This window comes from Nostoc sp. CALU 546 (assembly GCF_048836525.1).
This window is the reverse complement of record NZ_JAWJTF010000018.1, coordinates 36,807-51,384: the sequence shown is the minus strand read 5'-3', so window position 1 is coordinate 51,384 and position 14,578 is coordinate 36,807. Positions and strand designations below refer to the sequence as shown.

At 45.7% G+C, this 14,578-nt stretch carries 9 protein-coding genes and 1 tRNA gene; 9 read left to right on the top strand and 1 reads right to left on the bottom strand.

The genetic code is table 11. The features are described from left to right. The first annotated feature begins 25 nt into the window (after positions 1 to 25). The 9 genes from RRG12_RS11850 to RRG12_RS11810 all read left to right on the top strand — a co-directional run bounded on the left by RRG12_RS11850 (position 26) and on the right by RRG12_RS11810 (position 14,374). Positions 26 to 99, top strand: a tRNA-Arg gene (locus RRG12_RS11850). Between the two features lie 355 nt (positions 100 to 454). Next, positions 455 to 985, top strand: a complete 531-nt coding sequence (locus RRG12_RS11845; RefSeq protein WP_069071706.1) for a YdcF family protein — start codon at positions 455 to 457, stop codon at positions 983 to 985. Positions 986 to 1,330: 345 nt separating this feature from the next. Next, entirely contained in the window at positions 1,331 to 2,494 is a 1,164-nt protein-coding gene (locus RRG12_RS11840; RefSeq protein WP_069071707.1) for a GuaB3 family IMP dehydrogenase-related protein, read from the top strand. A 33-nt stretch (positions 2,495 to 2,527) separates the two neighbouring features. After that, a complete protein-coding gene (locus RRG12_RS11835) occupies positions 2,528 to 2,701 on the top strand; it encodes a hypothetical protein (protein WP_176727052.1) in 174 nt (57 codons plus the stop codon). A gap of 134 nt (positions 2,702 to 2,835) precedes the next feature. Beyond that, the gene (gene rpsT / locus RRG12_RS11830) at positions 2,836 to 3,132 is read left to right on the top strand and encodes a 30S ribosomal protein S20 (RefSeq protein ID WP_420759410.1); all 297 of its coding nucleotides are present in this window, start codon (positions 2,836 to 2,838) and stop codon (positions 3,130 to 3,132) included. Positions 3,133 to 3,347: 215 nt separating this feature from the next. Continuing rightward, on the top strand, positions 3,348 to 4,145 hold the full coding sequence (locus RRG12_RS11825; RefSeq protein WP_420759409.1) for a TatD family hydrolase: 798 nt from the start codon (positions 3,348 to 3,350) through the stop codon (positions 4,143 to 4,145). Between the two features lie 784 nt (positions 4,146 to 4,929). After that, positions 4,930 to 8,229, top strand: a complete 3,300-nt coding sequence (gene rpoB / locus RRG12_RS11820; RefSeq protein ID WP_069071711.1) for a DNA-directed RNA polymerase subunit beta — start codon at positions 4,930 to 4,932, stop codon at positions 8,227 to 8,229. 123 nt (positions 8,230 to 8,352) lie between these two features. Further along, positions 8,353 to 10,230 (top strand): DNA-directed RNA polymerase subunit gamma, encoded by a 1,878-nt coding sequence (locus tag RRG12_RS11815; protein WP_069071712.1) that lies wholly within the window; start codon positions 8,353 to 8,355, stop codon positions 10,228 to 10,230. Positions 10,231 to 10,327: 97 nt separating this feature from the next. Beyond that, on the top strand, positions 10,328 to 14,374 hold the full coding sequence (locus RRG12_RS11810) for a DNA-directed RNA polymerase subunit beta'' (protein ID WP_069071713.1): 4,047 nt from the start codon (positions 10,328 to 10,330) through the stop codon (positions 14,372 to 14,374). 23 nt (positions 14,375 to 14,397) lie between these two features. On the opposite strand, the gene RRG12_RS11805 is transcribed toward RRG12_RS11810, so the two are convergent. After that, on the bottom strand, positions 14,398 to 14,578 hold a 181-nt coding region (locus RRG12_RS11805), incomplete at its 5' end, for a hypothetical protein (RefSeq protein ID WP_420759408.1).

Sequence of the window (14,578 nt, the reverse complement as noted above, 5' to 3'; positions counted from 1 at the left end):
CTATAATTATATATGCTTCGCAGTTGGGGTTGTAGCTCAGTTGGATAGAGCGGACGCCTCCTAAGCGTCAGGTCGTGCGTTCAAGTCGCACCAGTCCCGTTTATTCAGGCAATTAACATATAACAATTCATCGGGGCACAGCCTTGCTTGTGCACCTGCTATTAGTCTCTATTCTATGCAATCGAGAAGAACTAGATAAAGTGGTTACAACCCTTTGATGAATCGTCCGATACAGGTTAGGATAATCCATCAATTAGAGGTAAAACTTTAAGCACGCTTAATCGCGCTGCGACAAAAAAATCGACCAAATTTATTATATTTGGGCAGATTTTTTGGAAGTTTGCTAATCTACTATCAATTGTTTTTTCTTCTAGACAGAGAAAATTTTGGACTGAGTAAATTAAGTTATTGAGCCTTGAATAAGCTACTCTTTACAGGTAAATCTTTTCGTTTTATGGCTTTTGTCCTACCGCTATTCGTGTGGTGGGGATACAAAGAAGTACAAAACCAATTTGTACAGCCGCAAGCAGTTATAGTGTTGGGTGGTTCAACGAGACGTTTAGAGAGAGAGAAGTTTACAGCAAAGTTTGTTAGTGAGCATCCAAATATACCGATTTGGATTACTGGCGGTAGTCCACCTACATTCACCCAACGAGTGTTTACCAAAGCTGGTATTGATCCCAAACGTTTACACTTGGATTATGAAGCAGTAGATACAGTTACTAATTTTACTACGTTGGTGGATGATTTGCAAGCTCGTGGCATCAAGAGCGTTTACTTAATTACTTCAGACTTCCACATGCGTCGGGCTTGTGTCATCGGCGAAATTATTTTGGGTAGTCGGGGTATTTATTTAAAACCAGTGCCAGTTCCTTCAGAAAACCCCCCTGAATCTATCGAAAAATCTATTCGTGATGGAGCTAGAGCAATAATTTGGTTAGCAACTGGTTACACTGGTGTCGATGCTGCGAAAAAGAAACGGTAAATAAATTTGGGATTTTGGAAATGAAAATTTTCAAATTCAAAAATTTTATCGAGATGAAATAAGACAAACTATTCCAAGTTGGTGGCATTTATGGGAATTTGCATGATCTTGACCTAAGTCAATACAGGCAAATTAAGAGAACTAATGCCAATAATCTTGACATCAACTCAGTAAGAACAGACACATCAAAGTATAATTTTTGAAAAACTAGCGCAACACTAACCTTCAAACAACACAGCAGCCTGGACTGTTCGGAGTAGTCTAGTATAGTTCGGGGAAAAAAACGCCCCAAGTTCTCCCACAATTTGATACCCTAGCTTAAACAGATTTGAGAAAATTTAAAGCGTGGAAATTCAACTTGGGCGGGGAAAAACAGCTCGCAGAGCTTACGGAATAGATGAAATTGCTCTAGCCCCCGGTAACAGAACACTAGACCCTAGTTTGGCGGATACTAAGTGGCGTATTGGCAATATTGAGCGAGAAATCCCGATAATTGCCAGTGCAATGGATGGCGTAGTAGATGTTCGTATGGCTGTACGTTTGTCACAGTTAGGAGCATTAGGTGTCCTCAATTTAGAGGGGATTCAAACTCGCTATGCTGACCCAGAGCCAATATTAGATCGGATTGCCTCTGTGGGGAAAGATGATTTTGTTGCCTTAATGCAAGAACTCTATGCCGAACCAATAAAGCCGGAATTAATTGAACAACGTATTCAGGAAATTAAACAACAAGGTGGGATTGCGGCGGTAAGTGCAACTCCAGCCGGTGCAAGTAAATACGGTGAGGCGGTGGCAAAAGCTGGGGCAGATTTATTTTTTGTGCAGGCTACGGTAGTTTCTACTGCACATCTGTCACCAGAGTCTTTGGTACCACTTGATTTAGCAGAATTTTGCCGTTCCATGCCTATCCCAGTGGTGTTGGGAAATTGTGTGACTTATGAAGTCACTTTGAATTTGTTGAAAGCTGGAGCAGCTGGAGTACTGGTGGGAATTGGGCCTGGTGCCGCTTGTACGTCCCGTGGCGTATTGGGTGTGGGTGTGCCACAAGCGACTGCGATCGCAGATTGTGCAGCAGCACGAGATGATTACTACAAGGAAACCGGCAACTATATCCCCATTATTGCTGATGGCGGTTTAATCACCGGTGGCGACATTTGCAAATGCATCGCCTGCGGTGCCGATGGTGTGATGATTGGTTCCCCCTTTGCCAGAGCCGAAGAAGCCCCAGGAAGAGGTTATCATTGGGGTATGGCGACTCCCAGTCCAGTCTTACCCCGTGGCACCCGGATTCGCGTTGCCACAACCGGTAGCTTAGAGCAAATACTCATTGGCCCAGCCGGACTAGATGATGGCACTCACAATCTTTTAGGAGCCTTAAAGACGAGTATGGGCACTTTGGGAGCTAAAAATATTAAAGAAATGCAACAAGTGGAAGTTGTGATTGCGCCTTCCCTATTAACTGAGGGTAAAGTTTACCAAAAAGCTCAACAATTAGGTATGGGGAAATAAAGGGAATAGGGAATAGGGAGTAGGGAATAGGAGATGGGGAGAAATAGCCCCATACCCAATGCCCACTCCCCACCTTTGCAGGGTAGGTATTTAAGAAAGGTTATAGATAGTTCACTACTATACTGGTTGTTAAGTTTTTGGGTGGAGGATGAAAAGCGTTTAGCACAACCCGCTGATTTACAATTTGAAGTTGCGGATAGTGGCTGATACTCCATACACTCTTGGTAGCCAGTGTGTTTAAAGAGAATTTTTTTAGGAAATTATAACATTGGCAATTTGGATGCTATATTAGTAAGTCTAGTAGTGTGTGTACATAATTAATAGTATTTTTGGAATTGACTGTGGCGAATACAAAGTCTGCTCTCAAGCGTGCCGAAATCGCAGAACGTAACCGACTGCGTAACAAAGCTTACAAATCAGCAGTCAAGACGCTGATGAAGAAATACTTTAATGCTGTAGCTGCCTGTACAGCTAATCCTACCCCAGAATTAAAACAAGAAGCACAGGTTAGGTTATCCGAGGCTTACGCCAAAATCGATAAAGCAATCAAACGGGGTGTCCTTCACCCCAACAATGGGGCAAGGAAAAAGTCAAGATTGGCTCACAGACTAAAACCCCTCACACAAACAGCTGAGTAGTCATTGGTCATTTGTCCTTTGTCATTGGTCACAAAACAAAAACAGAAGTCTGAGCGCCGACTGTCAACGATAGCGTAGCTTTAGCGAGTCCCCTTACCCTTAATGGGAAGCAAGCTATTTGCAGCGTTCCGTCGGTATCGTCTGCTTCCATCATGCCCAACAGGGTACAAGACTCCGGAAACAAATGACGAAGGACAAACAACAAAGGACAAAAGATGCAACTGATAGACACACACGTACATCTCAACTTTGATAGTTTCCAGCCGGATTTAGCAACAGTGCGATCGCGGTGGCAAGAAGCAGGTGTAGTGCGTTTAGTACATTCCTGTGTTCACCCAGAGGAGTTTTCCAGTATTCAATCCATAGCCCAAGAGTTTCCCGAAATCAGCTTTGCTGTTGGATTACATCCTTTAGATGCTGATAAGTGGAATAGCGAGACAGCCGAGAAAATCAAAACTTTAGCTAGTTCTGACTCGAATGTAGTGGCCATTGGGGAAATGGGACTGGATTTTTACAAAGCTGATAACTACGAGCAACAGTACATGGTGTTCGAGTCACAGTTGGCGATCGCATCTGAACTCAACTTACCAGTGATTATTCACTGCCGCGATGCTGCTGTGGCAACCAGAGAAGTGTTGCAAAAATGGCGAAAACTCAAAGGAGAAAGAGTGCGGGGTGTCATGCATTGTTGGGGAGGAACACCAGAAGAAACTCAGTGGTTTCTGGATTTGGGCTTTTACATCAGCTTTAGCGGAACGGTAACGTTCAAAAACGCCAAAGCGATCCAATCCTCAGCTGCGATGGTGAATAGCGATCGCCTACTGATTGAAACAGACTGTCCTTTCCTATCCCCAGTTCCGAAACGGGGTGAGAGACGCAACGAACCTGCTTACGTGCTTTATGTAGCCGAGCAAGTAGCTAAACTGCGTCAGGAAACGGTAGAGGCGATCGCCCATCAAACCACCCAAAATGCCTGTGAATTATTTGGTTTGTCAATATCAGGTGTGCCCTAGTATATTTTGTTAAGTTGTGCTAAAAAAAATATAACTCTAGGGGGACAAAAATATGCTAATATTATTCCCTCAAAAACATTTTGCTTGCGCCATAATGATAAAGGAAGGAACCTAAAAATTTTCGTCTGAATTTTCCGTGCTGTTATGGCTTGGCCATCCTCCCAATCTCTACAAGCGGATGCTCTCCACACATGACTAACCGTGCCAATCCAAATTGAGCTAGACTTTTGCACAACATCGGCTTGGTGTGTATTGAACCTATTGAAAATCGTTAAACAAAATTGCCTTGTGAGTACAATTCAGCAAAATAAAGTGATTCTGATTCAAAACCGACAAGGTACGGATCATCCCCTCAGTCTTAGGATATCTAGGATATCACTGAGAGTATAAACAGCGGGGTGGACTTAAGACACACCGGATGGAGCTGCGTCAGCAAATTAACGCGCTTTTTGGAGGGGAAGTGAGGAAAGTAGATCAAACTCAGGAATATCTCAGCATATTCTTTTTGAAATGGGGATTGGGGATGAGGCGTGGGGTGCAGAGTGGAAAGACTTTCAGCAACTTCTTTCCTGCTCCTCTGCTCCCACATTTCCTATTTAAGAGCGATTACTCCGTTGTCAAAATGCTCATTCCAGCCAGCTTTAATCGCTGCGTTTGTCCACACCTGTAAACAACAAGTGTGTAATAAAAAGTTCCCAAACAGCTAAGGACACTGGCTAGCAGTGGGAAGCGTTAAAGAGCAGTGTCCAAGGGAAAAGTTAACCAGGTTGACAAAGGTAGAGGCATGACTAAAGAAACATATATGGAACCCGCCTTTCTATTGCCCGACTTGATTGAAATCCAGCGGTCAAGCTTTCGCTGGTTTTTGGAAGAAGGGCTGATAGAAGAACTTAACTCCTTTAGTCCTATTACAGATTATACGGGCAAATTAGAACTGCACTTTTTAGGTCATAACTACAAACTCAAAGAACCAAAGTACAGCGTTGAAGAAGCCAAACGGCGGGATAGCACCTATGCCGTACAAATGTATGTTCCCACACGGTTGATTAATAAGGAAACCGGGGAAATCAAAGAGCAAGAGGTATTCATTGGTGATTTGCCCTTGATGACCGATCGCGGGACGTTTATTATTAACGGAGCCGAGCGGGTAATTGTCAATCAAATAGTGCGATCGCCAGGGGTTTATTACAAATCAGAAATCGACAAAAACGGGCGACGTACTTATTCAGCTAGCTTAATTCCTAACCGGGGAGCATGGCTGAAATTTGAAACAGACCGTAACGATTTAGTTTGGGTACGCATCGACAAAACCCGCAAACTATCAGCGCAGGTACTTCTAAAAGCTTTAGGGTTATCAGACAACGAAATATTCGATGCCTTACGCCACCCCGAATATTTCCAAAAAACCATCGAAAAAGAAGGGCAGTTTTCTGAAGAAGAAGCCCTGATGGAGTTATATCGGAAACTGCGTCCTGGTGAACCACCCACAGTATTAGGTGGACAACAACTTCTAGATTCTCGTTTCTTTGACCCAAAACGTTATGACCTTGGTCGCGTCGGACGGTACAAGCTCAACAAGAAATTGCGCCTTTCTGTTCCCGACACGATGCGCGTGTTGACTGCTGGCGATATCTTGGCAGCCGTAGATTACCTGATCAATCTAGAATATGACATCGGTAATATCGATGACATTGACCACTTAGGCAACCGTCGGGTGAGAAGCGTCGGGGAATTGCTGCAAAACCAAGTGCGGGTCGGTTTAAACCGCTTAGAGAGAATCATTCGGGAACGGATGACTGTATCCGATGCTGAAGTCCTAACTCCTGCTTCCTTGGTGAACCCTAAACCATTGGTAGCAGCAATTAAAGAATTCTTTGGTTCCAGCCAATTAAGTCAGTTCATGGATCAAACCAATCCTCTCGCAGAACTGACCCACAAACGCCGTCTGAGCGCCCTTGGTCCTGGTGGTTTAACTCGTGAACGCGCCGGTTTTGCGGTGCGGGATATTCACCCTAGTCACTATGGACGTATTTGCCCCATTGAGACACCAGAAGGCCCCAACGCCGGATTGATTGGCTCCTTAGCAACCCATGCGCGGGTTAACCTGTACGGCTTCCTAGAAACACCATTTAGACCTGTAGAAAATGGGCGAGTCAGATTTGATCTGCCTCCAGCCTACATGACAGCCGATGAAGAAGACGATCTGCGGGTTGCTCCGGGAGATATTCCTGTAGATGAAACCGGGCACATTATTGGGCCATTAGTGCCAGTCCGTTATCGTCAAGAATTTTCTACCACAACACCAGAGCAGGTGGACTACGTAGCAGTATCTCCTGTACAGATTGTATCGGTAGCAACCAGCATGATTCCCTTCTTGGAGCATGATGACGCTAACCGAGCGCTGATGGGATCGAACATGCAACGGCAAGCAGTACCCCTGCTCAAACCAGAGCGACCGCTGGTGGGTACTGGTTTGGAAGCGCAAGGAGCAAGAGACTCTGGGATGGTAATTGTATCGCGTACTGATGGCGATGTCACTTATGTGGATGCCACAGAAATTCGCGTCCGCCCCAAACCTAACACCTCCGAGATTAGATATACCCTTTCCAAGTACCAACGCTCAAACCAAGACACCTGTTTAAATCAGAAACCTCTCGTCCGCATTGGTGAGCGAGTTGTTGCTGGTCAGGTATTGGCTGATGGTTCCTCCACCGAAGGCGGTGAATTGGCACTGGGACAAAATATCGTGGTTGCCTATATGCCTTGGGAAGGCTACAACTACGAAGATGCGATTTTAATCTCTGAAAGACTGGTACAAGATGATGTCTACACCTCAATTCACATTGAAAAATATGAAATTGAAGCTAGACAGACCAAACTGGGGCCAGAAGAAATCACCAGAGAAATTCCCAACGTCGGGGAAGATGCCTTACGTCAGTTGGATGAACAGGGAATCATTCGCATTGGGGCATGGGTAGAAGCTGGAGATATCTTAGTAGGAAAAGTCACACCAAAAGGTGAATCTGACCAACCGCCAGAAGAAAAATTGTTGCGGGCCATTTTCGGTGAAAAAGCACGGGATGTGCGGGACAATTCCCTGCGAGTACCAAACGGTGAAAAAGGTCGCGTAGTTGATGTGCGCTTGTTTACTCGTGAACAAGGCGATGAACTGCCACCAGGAGCCAATATGGTAGTCCGGGTGTATGTTGCTCAAAAACGCAAAATCCAAGTTGGCGACAAAATGGCAGGACGCCACGGTAATAAAGGGATTATTTCTCGGATATTACCGGCGGAAGATATGCCTTATTTGCCCGATGGTTCACCAGTGGACATTGTACTTAACCCCTTGGGCGTACCCAGTCGGATGAACGTCGGACAAGTATTTGAGTGCCTGTTGGGTTGGGCTGGTCAAACCTTGGGAGTCCGATTTAAGATTACTCCCTTTGATGAAATGTACGGTGAAGAGACATCCCGCCGAATCGTGCATGGCAAATTGCAAGAAGCACGGGACGAAACAGGGAAAGACTGGGTATATAACCCAGATAACCCAGGCAAAATCATGGTGTATGACGGGCGAACAGGTGAACCCTTTGACCGAGCAATTACCATCGGTGTGGCTTACATGCTGAAACTGGTGCATTTGGTAGATGATAAGATCCACGCCCGTTCCACAGGCCCATACTCACTGGTGACTCAGCAACCCTTGGGTGGTAAAGCACAACAAGGTGGTCAGCGGTTTGGAGAAATGGAAGTGTGGGCATTGGAAGCCTTTGGTGCGGCTTACACCTTACAGGAATTGCTCACAGTTAAATCTGACGATATGCAAGGACGGAATGAAGCGTTAAATGCGATCGTTAAAGGTAAGGCAATTCCTCGTCCTGGAACTCCAGAATCCTTTAAAGTGCTAATGCGTGAGTTGCAATCATTGGGGTTAGATATTGCTGTACACAAGGTAGAAACCCAAACGGACGGCAGTTCCCTAGATGTGGAAGTCGATTTGATGGCAGACCAATCAGCCCGTCGCACACCTCCTCGACCAACTTACGAATCTCTTTCCCGCGAATCGCTGGAAGACGACGAATAATTCGTAATTGATAATTCGTAATTCGTAATTGAAGAATTAATTACGAATTACGAATTAAAAATTGTTAATTACGAATTAGAAATTGTTAATTACGAATTACGAATTACGAATTACGAATTAAGTATGAGACCTGCCCAAACTAATCAGTTTGACTACGTAAAAATCGGCTTGGCTTCCCCTGAACGCATTCGCCAGTGGGGCGAGAGAACATTGCCCAATGGTCAAGTAGTCGGTGAAGTTACCAAGCCAGAAACAATTAACTACCGAACTCTCAAGCCAGAGATGGATGGCTTGTTTTGTGAGCGCATCTTTGGCCCAGCGAAAGATTGGGAATGTCATTGTGGCAAGTATAAGAGAGTTCGGCACAGAGGTATTGTTTGTGAGCGCTGTGGTGTAGAAGTCACCGAGTCACGGGTGCGTCGTCACCGCATGGGCTATATTAAACTCGCCGCACCAGTAGCTCACGTTTGGTATCTCAAGGGTATTCCTAGCTATATTTCCATCCTGTTGGATATGCCCTTGCGGGATGTCGAGCAGATTGTCTATTTCAACTCTTATGTTGTCCTGAGTCCAGGTAATGCCGAAACTTTAACTTACAAACAACTACTGAGTGAAGACCAGTGGTTGGAAATAGAAGACCAAATTTATAGCGAAGATTCTGTGCTGCAAGGCGTAGAGGTAGGTATTGGGGCTGAAGCGCTGTTGCGTTTGCTTGCCGATATCAATTTGGAACAAGAAGCCGAAAGCCTACGCGAAGAAATTGGCAACGCCAAGGGACAAAAGAGAGCCAAGCTAATTAAGCGACTACGGGTGATTGACAACTTCATCGCTACTGGTTCTAAACCAGAGTGGATGGTAATGGCAGTTATTCCCGTAATTCCGCCCGACTTGCGGCCAATGGTGCAACTAGATGGCGGACGGTTTGCTACTAGCGATTTGAATGATTTGTATCGGCGGGTAATTAACCGGAACAATCGTTTGGCACGCTTGCAAGAAATTTTGGCACCAGAGATTATTGTGCGGAACGAAAAGCGGATGCTGCAAGAAGCAGTGGACGCTTTGATTGACAATGGTCGTCGGGGACGCACTGTGGTAGGGGCAAATAACCGACCCCTGAAATCTTTGTCCGACATTATTGAGGGTAAGCAAGGACGTTTCCGACAAAACTTGTTAGGTAAACGAGTTGACTACTCTGGACGTTCGGTAATTGTGGTCGGGCCAAAGCTGAAAATTCACCAGTGCGGTTTGCCTAGAGAAATGGCGATTGAACTATTTCAACCATTTGTGATTAACCGCCTGATTCGTAGCGGTATGGTGAATAACATCAAAGCTGCGAAAAAGCTGATATCCCGCAATGATCCCAGTGTTTGGGATGTGTTGGAAGAGGTGATTGAAGGACACCCTGTAATGCTAAACCGGGCACCAACTTTGCACCGTTTGGGTATTCAGTCTTTTGAACCAATTTTGGTAGAAGGTAGAGCGATTCAATTGCATCCTCTAGTTTGTCCGGCGTTTAACGCCGACTTTGACGGCGACCAAATGGCGGTACACGTCCCTCTATCGTTAGAAAGTCAGGCTGAAGCGCGGTTGTTGATGTTGGCTTCTAACAATATTTTGTCACCAGCCACAGGTAAACCCATCATCACGCCCAGTCAAGATATGGTGTTGGGAGCCTATTATTTAACAGCAGAAAATCCTGGTGCAACTAAAGGGGCAGGAAATTACTATTCCTCGTTGGAGGACGTAATTATGGCTTTCCAGCAAGATCAAATTGACTTGCACACCTATATTTACGTAAGGTTTGACGGTGAAATAGAATCAGACCAACCCGATACAGAACCGGTGAAAGTGACGGAAAACGAGGATGGTACTCGCACATTACTCTATAAGTTCCGTCGAGTCAGACAAGACGCTAAAGGCAATGTACTTTCACAGTATATATACACAACTCCTGGACGCGTTATTTACAACAATGCCATTCAGGAAGCGCTAGCAAGTTAGAGAATAGGGCATGGGGCATAGTGCATAGGGAACAATTACCAATGCCCAATGCCCAATGCCCAATGCCCAATGCCCAATGACTCAGGACTAATGATTAATGACTAACGAAAAAATGATTTTTCGCAATCGCGTAGTTAACAAAAGTCAACTGCAAAAATTAATTTCTTGGGCCTTTACGAATTATGGTACAGCGCGAACCGCAGTGATGGCGGACAAATTGAAAGATTTGGGATTTCGCTACGCTACCAAAGCCGGGGTTTCCATCAGTGTAGATGACTTGATGATACCACCAACTAAGCGATTGCTCTTAGAAGCAGCCGAGGAAGAAATTCGCGCTACTGAAACCCGTTATCAACGGGGAGAAATCACTGAAGTAGAACGCTTCCAAAAGGTAATCGATACTTGGAACGGTACTAGTGAAGCCTTGAAAGATGAAGTCGTCGTTCACTTCAAGAAGACTAATCCCCTGAACTCCGTATATATGATGGCATTTTCCGGGGCACGGGGTAACATCTCTCAAGTGCGGCAATTGGTGGGGATGCGGGGACTGATGGCAGATCCTCAAGGGGAAATTATCGATTTGCCGATCAAAACCAACTTCCGTGAAGGACTGACTGTAACGGAATATATTATTTCGTCTTACGGTGCCAGAAAAGGATTGGTGGATACTGCCTTGCGGACGGCTGACTCCGGTTATCTGACTCGCCGTTTGGTGGACGTATCCCAGGATGTGATTATTCGGGAATTTGACTGCGGCACCACTAGAGGTCTTAGCATTCGACCAATGACAGAAGGTGCCAAAACCCTGATTCCTCTGGCGACCCGCTTGATGGGACGAGTAATTGGCGAAGATGTGGTGCATCCGGTCACAAAAGAAGTGATTGCCGCCCGCAATTCCCCAATTTCTGAGGATTTGGCGAAGAAAATTGAAGAATCTGGGGTGGGAGAAGTTGTGGTGCGATCGCCACTAACTTGTGAAGCCGCACGTTCTGTCTGTCAACACTGCTACGGCTGGAGTTTGGCACACGCCAAGATGGTAGATTTGGGCGAAGCTGTGGGGATTATTGCCGCCCAAAGTATCGGCGAACCTGGTACTCAATTAACCATGCGGACATTCCACACAGGTGGGGTGTTCACTGGGGAAGTGGCGCAACAAGTTCGTTCTAAAATTGATGGGACTGTTAAGCTTCCCCGCAAACTGAAGACCAGAACGTATCGTACCCGCCACGGGGAAGATGCCCTCTATGTTGAAGCTAATGGCATCATGCTTTTGGAACCAACAAAAGTAGGTGATGTTACCCCAGATAACCAAGAGGTTCATCTTACCCAAGGTTCAACATTATATGTATTTGATGGAAATAAGGTAAAACAAGGTCAGTTATTGGCAGAGGTTGCCCTTGGTGGACGCACAACTCGGACTAATACAGAAAAAGCCGTTAAAGATGTTGCCTCCGACTTAGCTGGGGAAGTCCAATTTGCCGAAGTAGTTCCAGAACAAAAAACTGACCGTCAAGGTAATACCACAACCACAGCCGCACGCGGTGGCTTGATTTGGATTTTGTCTGGAGAAGTTTACAACTTGCCGCCTGGTGCAGAATTGGTGGTGAAAAATGGTGATGCGATCGCTTCTAATGGAGTTTTAGCAGAAACTAAATTAACTAGTTTGCACGGCGGTGTGGTGCGCTTGCCCGAAGCTACTCCAGGTAAGAGTACCAGAGAAATTGAGATTATCACCGCTTCTGTAGTCCTAGACCAGGCAACGGTGACAGTCCAAAGTTCCCAAGGTCGCAATAACTACTTAGTCTCCACTGGCAACAACCAAGTATTTAACCTCCGAGCTACACCGGGCACAAAAGTGCAAAATGGTCAAGTAGTAGCTGAGTTAATTGATGACCGCTATCGCACAACCACTGGTGGATTCCTGAAATTCGCGGGTGTTGAAGTCCAGAAAAAAGGTAAAGCCAAGCTGGGTTATGAAGTTGTGCAGGGTGGTACTCTGTTGTGGATTCCCGAAGAAAGCCACGAAGTTAATAAAGATATCTCCTTGCTGTTGGTGGAAGATGGTCAGTTTGTAGAAGCTGGCACTGAGGTAGTAAAAGATATCTTCTGTCAAAACAGCGGTGTGGTAGAAGTCACCCAGAAAAACGACATCCTGCGGGAAGTGGTGGTGAAGCCAGGGGAACTGCTGATGGTGGACGATCCAGAATCAGTTATCGGGCGAGATAACACCTTCATCCAACCAGGTGAGGAATTCCAAGGCAATGTTGCTACGGAATTGCGTTATATCCAGTATGTAGAAACACCAGAAGGGCCCGCCCTGTTGAGTCGTCCAGTAGTTGAGTTTGCCGTACCGGATAATCCAGATGTGCCATCAACCACATCGGTAAGTCAAGAAACCGGGCGATCGATTCAGTTGCGAGCTGTGCAAAGACTACCTTACAAAGATTCAGAACGCGTCAAATCTGTTGAAGGTGTGGAACTGCTGCGAACCCAGCTTGTGCTGGAAATTGAGCAAGAAGGGGAACAAGACCACAATGCCTCACCTTTAGCAGCAGATATTGAATTGGTACAGGATACTGAAGACCCAGAAGTTCAACGTTTACAACTGGTAATTTTGGAATCCTTGGTAATTCGTCGAGACATTACCGCCGATGCTACTCAAGGTAGCACCCAGACAACACTTGAGGTACATGATGGGTTGACCATTGCCCCCGGTTCTGTGGTCGCACGTACCCAAATTTTGTGTAAAGAAGGTGGAGAAGTGCGGGGCGTTAAAAAAGGAACCGAAAACGTGCGTCGCTGTTTGGTGTTGCGCGACGCTGACAGGCTTCCCATTAATACTAGTACTCAGCCCAAGGTGAAAGTGGGTGACTTGCTAGTAGAAGGTACAGAAGTTGCTCCTGGAGTTTTTGCCCCAGAATCAGGGCAAGTAGTGGATATCAAGAGTGCCGCTGCTGCATCTGGTGGAGAGTCAGCTTTGAGTACTAAAAACTACGTTATTACTACCCGCATCGGTCGCCCTTATCGAGTCAGCCCTGGTGCTGTGTTGCAGATAGAAGACGGCGATTTAGTGCAACGGGGTGATAACTTGGTGTTGCTGGTGTTTGAACGCGCCAAAACCGGAGATATCATTCAAGGTTTGCCCCGGATTGAGGAACTACTTGAAGCTCGGAAACCGAAAGAAGCGTGCATTTTATGCCGACGGGGAGGAGAAGTTAAGGTAGTTTACGGTGATGGTGATGAAGCGATCGCCATCAAGGTCGTAGAATCAAATGGCGTGGTCACAGATTATCCTCTGGGCCCAGGACAAAATTTAATTGTCCCCGATGGATCTTATGTTTTGGCCGGACAACCCTTGACTGATGGCCCATCCAATCCCCACGAAATTTTGGAAATCTTCTTTAGCCTGGGTTCCGAAGACGGAATCTATGCTTGTGCCAGCATTGCCTTGCAGAAGGTACAGACTTTCTTGGTGAATGAAGTGCAAATGGTGTATCAGTCTCAAGGGATTGATATTTCCGATAAGCACATTGAAGTGATTGTTCGCCAGATGACCAACAAAGTGCGGATTGATGATGGTGGTGACACCACCATGCTTCCCGGCGAATTGGTGGAACTGCGCCAAGTTGAGCAAGTGAACGAAGCGATGGCAATTACAGGCGGTGCGCGGGCACAGTATACCCCAGTATTATTGGGGATCACCAAAGCATCCTTGAACACCGACAGCTTTATTTCCGCCGCATCCTTCCAAGAGACAACACGGGTACTTACCGAAGCAGCTATTGAAGGCAAATCTGATTGGCTACGCGGATTAAAGGAAAACGTGATTATCGGGCGATTGATTCCGGCTGGTACTGGTTACAATACCTATGAAGAACCAGGAGCGATCGATGATTATGCTGCTGAGATTAGCAGTAGTGTCTTAGATGAAGTTGATGATCCCTTGGATATGGTCTTAGATGACCGCACAGCTCGCACCTATAATTTAGATTCTCCGACTCTTGGGGAATCGGGTTTTGGCAGCAGACGTGCAGAAAGGTCAGTTCTAGATGACGAAGATGAATTAATCGCCGATGAAGTAGCAGACGACGACGATTACGAGGAAGAAGAGGAAGACGACGAAGATGATTTCGACGATGAATAGAGACTTGAAATTTCGTGTCTCTATTAAAAGGTAAAAGGTAATATCAAGTTTAGTACGTGGTTTATGACTGTCTTAACAGTAATAAACCACGTTTCATTAGGAGTCTGCTCGATTACTCGTAAAAAAACTATCTCATACCATTTCACAAAAATCTTGATACATATAGATTTTTTGTAGGGGTAAAGCACATTGCTCATTGGTGTC